Annotated in this window: 11 protein-coding genes; 2 read left to right on the forward strand and 9 right to left on the reverse strand. The window is 43.6% G+C overall.

All coding sequences use genetic code 11. The features are described 5' to 3' along the window. Positions 1-5: 5 nt before the first annotated feature. The 9 genes from G633_RS17725 to G633_RS0107365 form a co-directional block, all read right to left on the reverse strand. The gene (locus tag G633_RS17725; protein WP_022768437.1) at positions 6-704 is read right to left on the reverse strand and encodes an MgtC/SapB family protein; all 699 of its coding nucleotides are present in this window, start codon (positions 702-704) and stop codon (positions 6-8) included. 11 nt (positions 705-715) lie between these two features. After that, positions 716-1777: an ABC transporter ATP-binding protein gene (locus tag G633_RS0107330; protein ID WP_026519524.1), complete on the reverse strand. Its 1062-nt coding sequence runs from the start codon at positions 1775-1777 to the stop codon at positions 716-718. Positions 1778-1826: 49 nt separating this feature from the next. Continuing rightward, positions 1827-3539 (reverse strand): ABC transporter permease, encoded by a 1713-nt coding sequence (locus tag G633_RS0107335; protein WP_026519525.1) that lies wholly within the window; start codon positions 3537-3539, stop codon positions 1827-1829. Between the two features lie 82 nt (positions 3540-3621). Further along, a complete protein-coding gene (locus G633_RS0107340) occupies positions 3622-4797 on the reverse strand; it encodes an ABC transporter substrate-binding protein (protein WP_026519526.1) in 1176 nt (391 codons plus the stop codon). Positions 4798-4874: 77 nt separating this feature from the next. Then, positions 4875-6827, reverse strand: a complete 1953-nt coding sequence (locus G633_RS0107345) for an EAL domain-containing protein (protein ID WP_026519527.1) — start codon at positions 6825-6827, stop codon at positions 4875-4877. Between the two features lie 3 nt (positions 6828-6830). Continuing rightward, on the reverse strand, positions 6831-7589 hold the full coding sequence (locus G633_RS0107350) for a response regulator (RefSeq protein ID WP_026519528.1): 759 nt from the start codon (positions 7587-7589) through the stop codon (positions 6831-6833). Positions 7590-7592: 3 nt separating this feature from the next. Then, on the reverse strand, positions 7593-11390 hold the full coding sequence (locus tag G633_RS19215; protein ID WP_051200031.1) for an EAL domain-containing protein: 3798 nt from the start codon (positions 11388-11390) through the stop codon (positions 7593-7595). A 35-nt stretch (positions 11391-11425) separates the two neighbouring features. Next, entirely contained in the window at positions 11426-12649 is a 1224-nt protein-coding gene (locus G633_RS0107360; protein ID WP_026519529.1) for an EAL and HDOD domain-containing protein, read from the reverse strand. A 101-nt stretch (positions 12650-12750) separates the two neighbouring features. After that, on the reverse strand, positions 12751-13659 hold the full coding sequence (locus G633_RS0107365) for a glycosyltransferase family 2 protein (RefSeq protein WP_026519530.1): 909 nt from the start codon (positions 13657-13659) through the stop codon (positions 12751-12753). Positions 13660-13756: 97 nt separating this feature from the next. On the opposite strand from G633_RS0107365, the gene G633_RS0107370 reads away from it, so the two are divergent. Both G633_RS0107370 and glgD read left to right on the forward strand, forming a co-directional pair. Next, positions 13757-14899 carry a glucose-1-phosphate adenylyltransferase gene (locus G633_RS0107370; protein WP_026519531.1) on the forward strand — a complete coding sequence of 381 codons (1143 nt, stop codon included), beginning with the start codon at positions 13757-13759 and terminating at the stop codon, positions 14897-14899. Continuing rightward, entirely contained in the window at positions 14899-16017 is a 1119-nt protein-coding gene (gene glgD, locus G633_RS0107375) for a glucose-1-phosphate adenylyltransferase subunit GlgD (RefSeq protein ID WP_026519532.1), read from the forward strand. The genes G633_RS0107370 and glgD overlap by 1 nt, the downstream gene beginning before the upstream one ends. Positions 16018-16087 lie beyond the last annotated feature (70 nt).

Here is a 16087-nt window from a genome sequence, read left to right on the forward strand (position 1 = left end):
AACCACTAAACTTCTTCTACGTAATTGACATATTCCTCATCGCTGAGCATGTTTAATATCTCATGGTGCGATCTCTTTTTATCCAGATCCAGATCAAGGATCAGGCCTGTATCGGAGGACTGAAGGGTCTTTTCCTTGCTCTTGGTCATGCTAAGAATTGTAAAGCCCTGATCCGAAAGCATCTTCATGAGCTTGTTTACACCGCGGCTTTTGTTGACCTCGATGTAGATGTTCATGTACTTGCTGTAGCCTTCCACCTTGTTGGAGAGCTGCTTTAGAAGGATATTTGAAAAGGCAACCATCAAAAGACATACACAGCCAATTTCAAGATACCCTGCTCCTATAGCCATTCCCATACAGGAGGTAACCCATAGTGTTGCAGCTGTAGACAGGCCCTTTATCTGCTTTCTGCCGGTAACCAGTATTGTGCCGGCTCCCAAAAATCCGATTCCGCTTACCACTCCGGCGGGAATCCTGCTGACGTCGGCATTTAGTCCGGGAAGCATGGCAAGGTAAATATTTAGTGCTGTAGCTGAGGCTGATCCAAGGCTTACCAGTGCGTGGGTCTTAATACCTGCACTGTGGTGCTTTATTATCCTCTCCCAGCCTACAAGGCCTCCGAATACAGTGGCTACCACCAGCCTTATGCCAACAGCTATACTGCTGCTTCCCTGCAAATAATCAATAATAGTAGCTAAAGACATATATTACCCCTTTATAGCGCATATAATGTATTATCTTCAAAACCAAGACATACAGTATCACCAACATTGTATATCTTCTTGTTCTTGGGATTATATTCCTGGATCTTAACAAAACTCTCGCCGACTTTGATGCGATAATCCTGATAAGCACCCATAAAGCATGAGTAATCAACAACGCCCTTAATTGCTCCTGTATCTGAAAGAACAGCTCCTTCAGGGCGAAGAACAACATCGCAATCTGCGCCGGTCTGAAGACTTCCTGTCGCGCACTTTACGGCCGATCCATCAATCTCAACCATATCCTGACCTGTCACCTTGGCTTTCAGGAAGTTACACTCACCGATAAAGTCAGCAACAAATTTGCTGTTTGGATAGTAGTAAGCTTCCTGTGGAGTTGCCACCTGCTCTACCACGCCCCTATTCATGATGATAACTTTATCCGAAATAGCCATGGCCTCTGACTGGTCATGAGTTACATAAACGGCTGTAATTCCGGCTTCCTGCTGGATACGTCTTATCTCAGTTCTCATGGATACCCTGAGCTTGGCATCAAGGTTTGACAAAGGCTCATCGAACAAAAGAACTCCGGGCTCAATTACAAGTGCTCTTGCAAGAGCAACTCTCTGCTGCTGTCCACCTGAGAGCTGGTTAGTCATACGGTTCTCCATTCCCTCAAGTCCAACCAGTGAAAGGATATCCGTAACCTTTTTCTTGATGGTCTCGGAATCCATCTTGCGAAGCTTAAGTCCGTAAGCTACGTTGTCAAAAATGTTGTAGTGAGGAAGAAGCGCATAGCTCTGGAAAACCATGGCTGTATCACGCTTATTGGGAGTAAGAGCATTGATAGGCTCTCCTCCAAGGTATATCTCGCCCTCATCCGGTGACTCAAAGCCCGCTATCATTCTAAGAGTAGTCGTCTTACCGCAGCCTGATGGTCCAAGCAGTGTAACAAAACTGCCCGGCTCAATCTCAAGGTTCTGATCTTTTACTGCGTAGAAATCTTTTCCTGTCTTTGGATCTTTATATATCTTTGAAATATGTTCAAGGCGTACGCCCTTTTTCTCTTTTGCCATTTTATCCACCTATCTCGCATCTTCATGCGGCTTTAATCTATGTTAAGTGTCAGTCTTCTAAATTTACCTTACGGCTGGTTCCGAAGTACTTCATGAATATGTTCATGAGAAGAACCGCTGTGTAAGTAATAAGGATCAGGATAGTTGCAAACGCACAGGCTATTCCGTAAGCACCCTTCTCTGCAAACTCGTTGATCTGAACTGTGATGAGCAGATAAGAAGGTGTAACCAGAAGGATGATAGCACTGATGGCTGTAATGCTCCTTACGAAGGAGGTAACAAAGCCGCTAAGGAAACTGTCCTTTATGAGCGGAAGTGTTACCGTCATAAATACCTTGAAGCTGTCTGCGCCCATGTCATAAGCTGATTCCTCAATGCTCTTATCAATCTGGCGAAGGGCTGAAATTCCGCTTCTGGTACCTGTAGGAAGGCTTCGTACTACGAATACGATGACCAGTATCGCACCTGTTCCGTAGAGTCCCTGAAGGAATCCGCTGCCGAACAATCCGCCGGAAAATCCTCTTATATATCCAATACCGAGAACCGTTCCGGGAACTGCCATAGCCAGCATAGATACTGCCTCAATAAAGCCCTTGGCCTTAAACTTTCTCTTTACCACAAGGTATGAGATTATCATGGACAAAAGAGCTGTTATAGGCGCTGAAATAAGTGACAGAATAAAGCTGTCCTTAAATGCCTTAAAGCCTTTGTACTTGCTAAATACCTGACCGAACCACTTAAAGGTCAGATGGAAATCATATCCCCAGGTCCTGAACATCGCACCGAAGGGAACACAGATGTACATGATGATTACGAATATCGCAAGGGCTGAGCACATGATGGTAAGAGGAATAGTAACGCTCTTATCGGTGATCAGCATACGCTCTCTTGATGCCTTACCTGAAAGTGTTGCAGTACTCTTTGCCTCAAGGTAATACTTCTGAACCACGAACATCATGAGTGTTATAGCCAGAAGAACTACCGCCATGGCAGCTGCACCCTGTTTATCATAAGCACCTGTTATCTGCAGATAGATCGTTGTTGCCAGAGTATCGTATGAACCACCGATGATCATTGGGTTTGCGAAGTCTGCAATAGACTCGATGAAGGTTACAAGAAATGCATTTCCAAGTCCCGGAAGGATAAGAGGAAGTGTAACCGTCATAAATACCTTGAATCTGGAAGCGCCCATATCTCTTGCTGCTTCCTCAAGGGAAGGATCGATATTTTTCAAAAGCCCCTTGAGCATCATGTAGCATACAGGGAAAAATGTAAGTGTCTGGACTATTGCAATACCCCAGAATCCATACACACTGTTGTCATAGATATGTAAAAGAAATCTTGTAATGATACCTGCTTTTCCGAAAAGCATGATCATTGAAAGCGACAAAACAAAGGGAGGTGAAACAACAGGAAGCATTGATACTACCTTAAAAAGTCCCTCCATGAATTTTGTACGAAGCTTAACATAGACCTCCACATACGCAAACAAAAGGCCTATGAGAGCTGATGCAATTCCAACCAAAAAACCAACCTTAAGAGTATTGGTGATAGCGCGTCTGAAATTGGGAAGCGCCATTACTCTCTTAAATGTATCAAGCGTAAGTCCATTGTCCGAAACGAAACTGTCTACCAGAAGTATTGCCAGCGGATACAAGATGAATATTGTAAGAAATACCACCAAAAGCACAATGGTCGTCACCATGATCGGGTCGGCCAAAAGCTTTTTTCTGTCAAGGCTGGCACTCTGACTCTTTGCCATTCTGAAAATCCTCCTCACATCAACTTAAAAAGAGAAGGGCGGATGGATAAACATCCGCCCTGTAATATCCCCGATATAGAAATCACTCTGTCTGGAAACGATCGTCTGCTGCGCTTCCAAGTGCATTCATAACTTCTTCAATGTAAGTTGTTGTGTTCTGCTTAGCATCTTCGAAGTCATAATCCATAACGTTCTCGGGATCAAGGCCAAACTCTGTAGCGAGCTCAGGCTGCTTAGCATTGTCGATAACCAGGAACTGATATGAACCGTTCTGTGCTGCAAGCTCTACGCAATCAGGGCTGAGTGCATACTCAATCCAAAGCTTAGCTGCATTTGGATGCTGGCATCCCTTGAAGATAGCTGTTGCACCAACCTCGTAAGATGTTCCTGTTGAAGGAATGATGAGGCCGATGTTGCCATATCCGTTGTCAACGATCTGTGTGATACCGTCATGAAGGAATCCGATACCAACAACACACTCACCTGTACCAACGTTCTTAGAAGGGCCTGAACCTGACTTTGTGTAAACTTCGATGTTCTTATCAAGGTCTACAAGGTACTGGATACCTTCGTCATGACCATACTTCTGGATCATTGTGTTGATAACAAGCTTAGCTGTTCCTGCTGTGTTGTAGTTTGAAAGCCAAACGAGACCTTTGTACTTCTCATCAAGAAGGTCTTTCCAGTCAGCAGGCTCTTCGATACCCATTCTTGCAAGTTCGTCTTTATTTACCATAAATCCAAGGATTCCCTTGTAGATACCATACCAGTATCCATCAGCATCGCGATACTTATCTGAAAGAAGGTGGCTGGCATTCTGTGCATCATATGCTTCAAGGAGTCCTTCTGAAGCTGCTACATTGTAAGGATCTGTTGTTCCGCCGAACCATACATCACCTGAAGGATTTCCGTTCTCTTCTTCGATCTTACTCTGAACCTCACCTGTTGAAAGGCGCTGATACTGAACCTTGATTCCATAGAGTTTCTCAAAGTTCTCACAAGCTGCTGCAAGATACTCTTCTTCGCAGGAACCGTAAACAATGAGCTCACCCTCTGCCTTAGCTGCCTCGATGAGTGCGTCCATTCCTGAACTTTCAGCCTCTGCTTCAGGTGCTTCTGCTGCAGGTGCTTCTGCTGCAGGTGCCTCAGTTGCTGCGGGTGTTTCAGTAGCTGCAGGAGCCGAAGATTCAGCCTCTCCGCAGCCGATCAGGCCAAGAGTCATAAGCCCCGCCAATACCAATGCTAATCTTTTTTTCATAATTCTTCTCCTTTCCATTTCGGATTACTTGATATATTAATTATACACGCTATTTGTCAGATAACAAAACCAATTGATTAACTGTTGTCCGAAAATACCTCATTATTCCAGAATTTGTTCTGAAGTTCATTCTTTGTTACCATAGGCGACAGATAATCTCCTATAAGGTAATTTGCCTTAACGTCCTTTATCCTGTTGTACAGTTCCTTACTGTCTATACCGCTAAGGATAACGCGCTTTCCGAGCTGACTTACCATAGCTGCCCTGTTGCGCAGTATTGCATCCGCCTGATTCTCATCCGCGGTTTCGAAATGTCTTTTGACATCAATGTTGATGCCGTCAAACTTATCAATAGTTGCTACATCAAGTCCAAGGAATACCGATTCATGATTCAGGAGAATAAACTCTATTCCGATCTTGTTAAACTCATCCATTATGAATCCCAGCACATCCTGTGCCTGTGTTGCGATCGTGTCATTTACACTGAATCTGAGCATAGCCGGATCCACTTCATATTTATTGATAAGAAAACGCACTTTGTCCACCAGTTCCTGAGTAAGAACCTGAACCGACATTATGTGTATGCAGAATATCTTTATATTTGTTTCCGATTTGGTGACACCGGTATTGATAAACTGACAGACAGCCTCTATCATCCTGACTTCCAGCTCATCGATAACTCCGGCGTTCTCTGCCACGACTGCATACTCCGAGAATCTGATTCTTCCCATATCGGGGTCATTCAGTGTCAAAAGAGCTTCTGCAGAAAATATACCCATAGTCTCTTTTTTGTATACAGGATGATACATTACTCTGAAGGCGTTGCCTGCCATTCCCTTAATAATTGCCTTCTCAACATCTATACTTCTATGAATGAAATCTAGATCCTTTCCCCGAAATACCATTCTTTCGTCGTCATCGATCTTAGTCTCAGAGAGTCTTAAAATATCATCGGCATCGTTAAACTCATCGGGAGACTTTACACAGATGATCTTAGCTTTAACGTTAGTTGCTCCGCCGCTTACTTCAAAGCTCTGTCCAAATCTCTCCACTATGCGGTCAATGATTATATCTACCGTATCTTCATCTGCATCTGTGCAGATCAGATAGAAATTGCCTCCGGTAGTCCTGTAAACATCATATTCATAATTTATTCCCTTGAGGAAATCCGCAACCTTTGTAAGGATTATGTCATATCCTTCATAGCCCATAACTCGCCTGTAAATGTCAGCATTAACAATGCGAACATAGATGGCCACGAACTCTTTTCCCACATTGATGCTGCCCTTTAAATCCTGAAGGAGTGAAGCTCTGCTCAGAGCCCCTGTCTTATAGTCAAGCCTGTAGTCATCCTTCTCTATCATGATCATAACGCCCATCAGTCCCAGAGATTCAGCCAGCATCTCACAGATGATCTCAGGGAATATCATCTGTATGAAGACGCCCAGCACAGCAAGTCCCAGGAAATAGAACATGGCGATCTTCTGAAGGTGATTCATGGTATTCCTGTATTTACCAAGAAGATAGAAGCAAAATCCCAGATAAAACGCACTGATAATGTAAGCCAGATAGACACCGCCGCCTCTGGCAAAGTTCTTTTCCAGATTATTGCTGATAATAAAACCTGTGAATGGATTTGTCAGAACCGCAATCTCGAGAATAAGACACGGTGCAAGGAATATTGCGAGTTTGAGTTTACTTTTATATCTGTGAAAGACATCGCAGACCATCATTATGTACATTGCAAATATCGGAACAAAAGCAAAATGTGTTCCGTAATAGCTTAGCTTGTTAAAATAAATAACTACATTCTTAATACTTTGGGAGAGGTTGCTGTCAAGAACAACGGTATTGATGATACCGGTGATACAGTCATAGAGCGTGATCACAAGGGCAGCAAGAAATAAACGGCTGCGGAGCCTTCTTGTGGTCTCTCTTTTCATCACAGCCGTGTAGAATATACAGGTTATGCAGATTATAGCCGCAGCAGTCCTAAAGGATAGCGCTCCAATAGGATTTAGATCGCCCATGTATTACTTCCTCGCCTTAAAGAATGCATCCAGAGTTGAAAGAAGTTTATCCTTTGATATTGTCTTAAGCAGATAATCAGCCGGTTTTAATGCGATAACGTTAGTAACGCTCTCCTTGTCGTTCTTGCCGGTAAGGAACATTACCGGTGTCGAGCTGGAAAAAGACTCGCTCTTAAGCATCTCAAGAACCTTTGGGCCGTCAAGAACAGGCATATCGTAATCAAGAAGCACAAGGTCTGCCTTGTTGGTTGCAAGCCATGCAACAGCCTGTGTTCCTGAGTTTGCCATGCCGACTCTGTAGGTATCTTTTAGCCACTCCCTTATCATCTGAAGGAAGGTAAGATCATCATCAACTATGAGAATACTCTTTCTTCTCTGGAACTCGTACTCATCATCTGTGACAATCTGCGCCTTTTGAACCAGGTCTGCCATATCAAGAGGTCTTTCTATCTCGTAGGCCACATCCTCTTTGGGAATATACTGATGAACAAAATCAAAGGCGTCCTTATTTCCTATGACCATCATGACTATATTGTCTTCCATGCTCAGATCCTTAAGGTAGACCATGGCATCACGATGCTCCTCGAGCTCGTTATCCGTATAAAGAAGGATCAGATTGGCATCCCTGGCCTTTGCACTTAGATCCGCAAGGGAATAAGCCGCTTCATTCACGATGAATTTGGCAGCATCCAATGCGTTCTTTATGGCGTTTACCAGGAATGTCTGTTCATTTCTTACGAGTAATATTTTTTTATTAAACATAGCTTACTCCTCCAATCCGGCAAGTCCTTCCGATGCCAGCTTCACTATCTCATCCCACTGAAGTTTGTAGGCCATTTCCCCGATACTTCTTGTGATCTTCCTGTCCGCATCGGAGAGTCTGTAGCTTCTTAATGAATCGAGAATAAAGGTAAGTGTGTCATAATCAAGGCTCTTGCTTACTTCAATAATGCTCTGATATGCGTCTTTTAACTGTGCTGTGCTTATGTCTACCTTATCCTCTGTATCATCACTCTCTTCATCCTTATCAATTCCCGGAACTTCTGAGAGGGTATGAATAACTATTGCATACAGATTCATCAGTTCATCCTGATGATTCCTTATGGTTTCTATATCACCTGCATTACCTGCATCTTCAAGCTTTTTAGCCAGTTCGCTAAGCTGCCTTGCACCGATGGTTCTGCTGGTGCTCTTTAAGGAATGAACATAGCTCGTATAATCCTTCCAGTTCTCATCCTCATAGGCATTTACCAGGTTTGATTCAGTCATCTGCGCTGATTCGTAATATACTTTGATTATGCTGAAGTAGCTGTCTACTCCGCCACAGTTCCTAAGGCCTTCGCCCACATCTATCTCTTCAAGCTCTTTAAGCCACTGTGGATATTCTTCCGTTTCCTTGCTACTGCCACGAGTCTCTGCAGCCGCCTTTTCCTCAGCGGACATCAAAACCTTATCCTTTGGCAGATATCTTATAAGTGTATCTTCAAGCCTGTCACTCTCTATCGGCTTACTTAAATAGTCATCAAAGCCTTCCCTGAGGAAGTTCTCTCTGGCGCCTGAAATAGCATTGGCTGTAAGAACGATGATCGGAGTGTCTTTGTTTGGACTTGCCGTATCCTTCTTGATCTCATCCAGAGTCTCAATGCCATCCATTCCGGGCATTCTGTAATCCAAAAAGATGATGTCGTATTTCTTTTCGTGTTGCTTCTTTAAGCACTCATCTCCGCTTCTTGCAGACTCTACTTTTGCCTTGGTGTTCTTCAAAAGCTCCCTGATCACCACGTGATTCATCGGTGTATCATCAACTACCAGAATCTCTGCTTCAGGTGCAGTGAGCTTAGCCTTATACTTCTTTCTCTCCTTGACCGATTCCTGAAGCTTGGTCTTAAAGTCACCTATAGGCTTATCATCCACAACCCTCTGCGGCAATGACATCGTGAAGGTTGATCCCTTTCCGTACTCACTTTCAACAGAGATATTTCCGCCCATGAGATCAAGAAGAGAACTGGTAATGGCAAGTCCAAGTCCGCTTCCTTCCACCGTCTTGTTCTTGTCGATATCAAGTCTCTTAAACTTCTCAAAGAGTCTTTCTTTATCCTCGTCCTTGATACCTATGCCGGTATCAGTGACATCTATCTTGAGGGTTATCAGATCCTCATATTCCCTGTAGCCTGTGATCCTTAAGGTCACCTTACCTTCCGAGGTGTATTTGACCGCGTTGTTGAGGATATTGACCATTATCTGTCTAAGGCGCATTTCGTCGCCATGCATCCTCTCAGGCAGCTGGTCATCAATATCAAACTCGAGCTTCAGCGCCTTTTGGGATGCCTTGATATGAACCATGTTGTAAACGTCGTTGAGTACTGATGAGAAGTCGTAATCCGACTCGTTGATCTCCATGCTTCCCGCCTCGATCTTGGAGAAGTCCAGGATATCATTTATCAGTGACAAAAGAGTTCTTCCCGCACCTTCAATGTTCTGGGCATATTCAAGGATCTTTTCGTCCTTGCACTCGCGAAGAATAACCTCATTCATGCCAAGCACGGCATTGATGGGGGTTCTGATCTCATGAGACATATTTGCAAGGAAATTACTCTTGGCTTCATTGGCAGCTCTTGCCCTTCTCTCCTCCATTCTTGCAAGCTCAGTGGCACGAAGGATTGCGATAAACTCGTTCTTACTTACCGCCTCGGAGAAATATGTTCCCTTCAAATAATCTGCCTTGATGTGTGCAATGGTATCAAAGAGCTCCTGGCTGTCAACATTATCGATAACAACGCGCTTTAGCATCTGATTCATCATCTTGAGTCTGTTCTCAAGGATGATCTTGTTCTGCATCTGCTTACCTGCCACATGCAAAAGAGCTGCATCCATCTTTACACCTTCAAACATCAGAGATGATGCCGACTGCATGTTAAAGAAGCCGGTTCCGTACTCATCCATAAAGAATCGGATTCCGTCTTTCGCAAGATCAGACATAACAACGCCAAGCACATCCTGATCCGTTGCAGCTGCTGATTCCGTGATGTCAAAGACAATCTGCGACGGTCTGACTCCAAACTTTGAGAGAGCTTCTCTGACTCTTTTACTGAAGTCTGATTTGATGAGCTGAATAGATGAAAGGCCGATTTCAATAAACAAAAGTCCCATCTCTTCTGCAATACCACCGCCCAGGAAATAGAAAGCTTCATCGATGGTGAACCATCCGAGCTTTTCTATAAGTCCTGTCTGCTCCGCTATCGGGATGAACTCTTCGGGCTCTATCTTTCCAAGCTCGGGATCTTCAAAAACAACAACTGCCTGGGCAGCACAGATAGCCAGATCTTCCTTTGTGTATATTGGTTCAAAGTAAACCTTGAAGGCATCTGTTCCAATGCCTCTTTTTACTGCCTTCTCAACTTCTGCTCTTCTTAGGATGAAGTCCAGATCGTGTCCGATCAAAACTCTGTCATTGTCCGCATCTATTGAGGTATCACTGAGGAAATAGAGATTATCCAAAGACGCAAACTGATCGGGGGATGAGGCCATGAGAATATAAGCCTTTAAGAATAAGGTATTATCTCCCAAAGACCAGCCCTTGCTAAATCTGGTATATATCTTTTCTGCAGCCTCTTTTGCGTCGCTTCCGTCAATATCCGGGCACACAACCATAAAGCAGTCCGAAGCTGCCCTGTAAATATCAAAGCTGTTGTTTATGCTGCGAATAAAATTAACGATCTCTCTCAGAATCTTTTCAAACTCTTCGTAGCCTGTTATCTTGCGATACGAATCGGCGTTGACCATTCTTATACAGATGCTGTAAAAGCTACGTCCATATTTAAAATAGCTTGCCACATCCCTGGTCATTGCATTTCTGTTGAAGGCACCTGTGGGCATATCCATTCTGTCATCGTCATTTTCCAGAACTATCATGATACCCATAAGACCTATGGCTTCGCACATGAGCTCGCACTGGATATTGCTGTGTATCATCTGTATCAGAGTTCCGACTATGACTATGGCAAAGAAATACAAAAGGGCTATCTTCTTCATACCGTTTAGGATATTCCAGTACAGGAAGAGTGCCACTATCGCAAAGAGAACATAGAAACCGGCCTGAATGTATGCAACATACACTCCGGCATGTCTGTGGAATGTCAGGTTATCGTCAAAGATATAGACAAAACGTGTAAGAGGATTGGTCAGAACAAGAATTTCAAGAATATAAAAGGGTAGCGCAAGACAAAACTGTGCGCTTCTTGAGAACCTGTACGAAACATTGCAGACCAAAATTATGTACAAGGCAAATATCGGGGCAATTGCAAAATGGGTAAAGAAATAGAGAAATTGGAGCACATTAAGAAGAAGGAGCTTACTGTCGTTTGAAAGTCCTCCGGCGACGACCAGGTCAGCTCCGATAACCGTTATCGCATCAACGATAACAATAACTATTAACGTGATAAACAGTTTGTTCTTAAACCTGCGGTTTCTGCCCATCAAAAGAGTATAGAAAAGACAGGTCATCGAAATGACAATAGCCGCAAGGTTAAAGGTAAAACTGCCGATACCTCTAACATCTACCATACAAAATCCTCAAGGCATCCAAAAGATCTTTTCCCTTATGCAGGAATCAGGTCACGATACCATCTAAGTGCCCCGAGATATGCAGTATAAACATCGTTCATATCAATGTCTTCAAGAACCAGAATCCTGGATATTTCAGTCCAGTCCGCATCCTCATAGCATTTAATAAAATCCAGTACCTTGGCAAAATCTCCCTTATCTTCAAGGAGTGCTTCTCTTACATTCTTTGAAACCTGAACCATATCAAGCGCTTCAGGCATGGTCTTCTCGAGCATGATATCAAGAGCTGAGAACAGTCCCATGATAAACAGCTCAGGGGCATGCATAGCCATCTCAAATTCGCTTGCAAGGTTCTCTGCAAACTTAGCTCTTATCATTACAAGTCTTATGATCTCTGTAGGCTTATCTGCACAGAGCTCTTTGGTAACGGCTGTGTTTATCCATCTCTTAAGTTCCTTCTGTCCAAGCATTGCTGCTGCATGGCGAATGGAAGTAATCTCTGAATTAAAGGCCATTCTGTTGACCATTTCCAAAAGAGAGATTACAAGAGCAGGGTCTTTTCCAATGACATCTGCAGCATCGGTAAGATCATAGTCAGGGGCGTTGACCACATTTAGCAGCTCAATGTAGTTGACTTTCAAAGGGTTAACTTCCGTCTCTGACTTAGTTACCGGCATTCTAAAGAAACCTCCCTCGTAGAGGTCGTAGCCGCCGTCTTCTACCAGCTTGTCATACTGCTCTTTTGTATCTACGTTGACAGCACATAGTTTGATGTTTGGATACTGTCTGCCAAAGTATATCTTAGCTTTTGAAATATCTATCTTGGCATGATCAAGGAGGATATAATTGCACTGGCTGATTATCTCCTTGTAATCTTCAAAACTGCTGATGGGAATCTTTCGGATGGCGAGCTTGTAGCCCTGTTCCTTGAGCTCTTTTACCCTCTTGATGTACTCTGCCTCAGGCGGAATAGAATTGTCCATAAGAAGAACAACCTTCTCGGGTGGAACTGTACACTGAAGGGAAATTTCCGCGAATACGGAGAACTGATTTATGGGAACAAAGACTTCCTTTCCGCCGGAAAGAGTTGCAACACCCATGTTGCTTACAACTTCAAGTTCGGGAACCGTTCCGGCTCCGTCAAATCTTGCACCGGCCATGAAAGAGGGGTTCAAAAAGAGATTGGTCTTTCGAGCAAAGACAGAATATGCACTCACAGACATCCGGTTATCAAAAAGAGGTATCAACGTAGCAAGCATAAAGTTCTCCTTTCAGCCATTTAAAGACAAACTCCCACTTACTTATATTGTACCTCTAAAAAATGTTTAAACCAATAATAATTTTATAAAATTCCGTAGATTTATACCGTCTTATCGATAATATACTTCGGTCTTCCCTTGACCTCATCATAGATTTTAGAAATGTAGTATCCTATGATTCCCAGTGCCATCATAATAAATGATCCCGTAAAGCACTGAAGTATGATAACCGTTGTAAAACCATCCTGTGCCTTTCCTTCAAAGAAAGTGATAATTGCCTCAAGGCTGGCGCCAAGACCAACTACAAAAACTATAATTCCAAGGAATGTTACAATCTGCATCGGTGCTGATGTAAAGGAAGTGATATTGGTAAGAGCGTATTTGAAAAGAGCCTTAGTGCTCCACTTGGATGTTCCGACTTCCCTCTCTCTTACCTCATACTCAACCTCGGTGGATTTGAATCCGATCCAGGATGAAAGCGCCCTGAAGAACGCATTCTTTTCACGCATGTTGAGAAGTACGTTCATGGCCTTTCTGTCAAGAAGCTTAAAGTCTGATGCCCTTGACATGTCAAAGCCAACTGAGTTTGACATGATTTCATAAAAACTCTTGGCCGCAAACCTGTGCAAGCCACTCTCTTTTCCTCTGTTGCTCTTAACTCCTTCAACTATTTCATAGCCCTGTTCCCAGAGTCTGTACATTTCAACAATCTTCTCCGGTGGGTGCTGCAGGTCGCAGTCGATCACTACGCAGCAATCGCCCTTTGCTTCAGCAATCCCCGCAAATATTGCTGACTCTTTTCCAAAGTTTCTTGAGAAGCAAACGCCTCTTACACTGGAAAACGTCTTTGCCTGTTCCTCTATTTTTTCCCAGGTCATATCCTTGGAACCATCATTTACAAAAAGCAGCTCATGTTCTATATTCTCACCGCTCAAAATGCCATCGATCACAGATGCAGTTTGCGGTATTATTTCTTCTTCATTGTATGCAGGTATTATTACTGAAAGCACCCTAAAATACCCCTTTCGTGCTTGATTAAAGTCCTCATGCATTATATCATAGTTTATAGGGTATTTCTACAAACACAATGGATAGGGGGATCTTAATATGGCGCAAAACGAAATGTTAGCGATGATCCTGGCAGGTGGACGTGGAAGCAGGCTAAAAGACCTAACCACGAAGGTAGCTAAGCCAGCAGTTTTCTATGGGGGAAAGTATCGTATCATTGATTTCCCTTTAAGCAACTGTGCTAACAGCGGCATCGATATTGTCGGTGTCCTTACACAGTATGAGTCCGTGCTCCTTAACAGTTATGTAGCACAGGACGGACGTTGGGGTCTCGACTCCAAGGATAGCGGTGTATATGTACTTACTCCTCGCGAGAAGGCTGATCAGGGCCTTGATGTATTCCGCGGAACCGCTGATGCAATCTCACAGAATATCGATTTCATCGATACCTACGATCCGGAGTATCTTCTCATTCTTTCCGGAGATCACATTTACAAGATGAATTATTCCAAGATGCTTGATTATCACAAGCAGATGCACGCTGACGCAACCATTGCTGTCCGCGGTGTTCCCATGCGTGAAGCAAGCCGTTTCGGAATCATGAACACAGACGGCAAGGGCAAGATCATAGAATTTGAGGAAAAGCCCGCCAAGCCAAAGAGCAATCTCGCATCAATGGGTATCTATATCTTCAGCTGGAAGCTTCTTCGCAAGATGCTGATTGAGGATATGAAGAATCCCGATTCAGATCATGACTTCGGAAAAGACATTATTCCAAGAATGTTAAACGAAAAGAGAGGTCTTTTCGCATACGAGTTTAAGGGTTATTGGAAGGATGTAGGAACCATCGACTCCCTCTGGGAAGCAAACATGGACCTTCTCGATCCCAAGAATCCGCTCAATCTCAATGACTCTTCATGGCTTATCTACACAGAGGATGTATCCACTCTTCCTCAATACATAGGTAAGGAAGCCAAGATCAAGAAAGCTTACATCACACAGGGTGTTCGAGTAGAGGGAAGCGTTACAAACTCCGTTCTCTTTACGGGAGCAGTTATCGGCAAGGGAGCCAAGGTAGTTGATTCAGTCATCATGCCCGGCGTAGTAATCGAAGAAGGCGCAACGGTCACAAGAGCACTGGTAGCTGAAGATGTTCATATTGGCAAGAAAGCCAAAGTCGGCTCTAAGAACAGCGAGAGCATTGAGCTTGTCGCTAAAAATGTGAAAGGAGGTACAAAGTAATGGCAGTTAAGGCATTTGGTATAGTATCCTCCGCAGATAACTCCATCCATGTAGAGGGTCTTCACGATTACCGCCCCATCGGCGCATTCTCTTTCCTTGGAAGATTTCGTGTTATAGACTTCCCTATTTCAAACATGAGTAACAGTGACATTAACCGTATTCAGGTATATGTTCGTTCAAGGCCGAGATCAATCGCAGAGCACGTAGGAAGCGGAAGACATTACAACATCAACTCAAAGAGAGGTAAGATCCAGCTCCTCTTCTCTCAGAACTCTTCTTCCCGCTCCATTTACAACAACGATATCTCAGCTTATATGGAGAACCTTGATATCATCCAGCGTATGCACCAGGAATATGTTATCATCGCTCCAAGCTACATGGTTTACAAACAGGATTTCAGGCAGCTCCTTGATGCACATGTTGCCTCCGGCGCAGACGTTACTCTCCTTTACCACAAGGTTGATAACGCCAGAGAGTACTTCAAGAACTGTCACACCGTTACAGTTAACAAGCAAAAGGGTGTTCAGTCCATCGACAAGAACCTCGGAACAGCCAATTCAAAGAATATCTTCATGGATACCTATTGTATGCATAGAGATGTTTTCGTAGAACTTGTAAAAGCAGCTAACTGGATGTCATCCATGTACACTCTTGCAGATATCGTAAACATTAAGTGCAAGGACATGGACATCAGAGCATTCCAGCACAGAGGTTACTTTGCTACCCTCACAAGTCTTGAGGATTACTTCAATGCTTCTATGGAGCTTCTTGACTATGACAAGGCTCATGACCTCTTAAGACCTGAATGGCCTATCTACACAAGAACAACGGATGCATGTCCTACACAGTACTTCGAGAGTGCCAAGGTTACAAATTCCTTTGTAAGTAACGGATGTCTCATCGAAGGAACAATAGATAACTCCATCATCGGACGTAGCGTAACCATCAAGAAGGGAGCTGTTATCAAGAACTCCATTATCATGGCCTACTCCACAATCGAGGAGGGAGTTCACATTGAAAATGCCATCGTAGATAAGTGGGCACATATCATCCATGCCAAGAATATCAGAGGCGAGGCTGATGCTCCACAGTATATTAAGAGGCAGGACACACTTTGATTTAATGTTTTATCAAATACAAAAGTAGCGGGGATTTTCATTCCCGCTACTTTTTTGTCTCTATGTAAGG

The organism is Butyrivibrio sp. FCS006, from assembly GCF_000424525.1.
GTDB lineage: Bacteria > Bacillota > Clostridia > Lachnospirales > Lachnospiraceae > Butyrivibrio.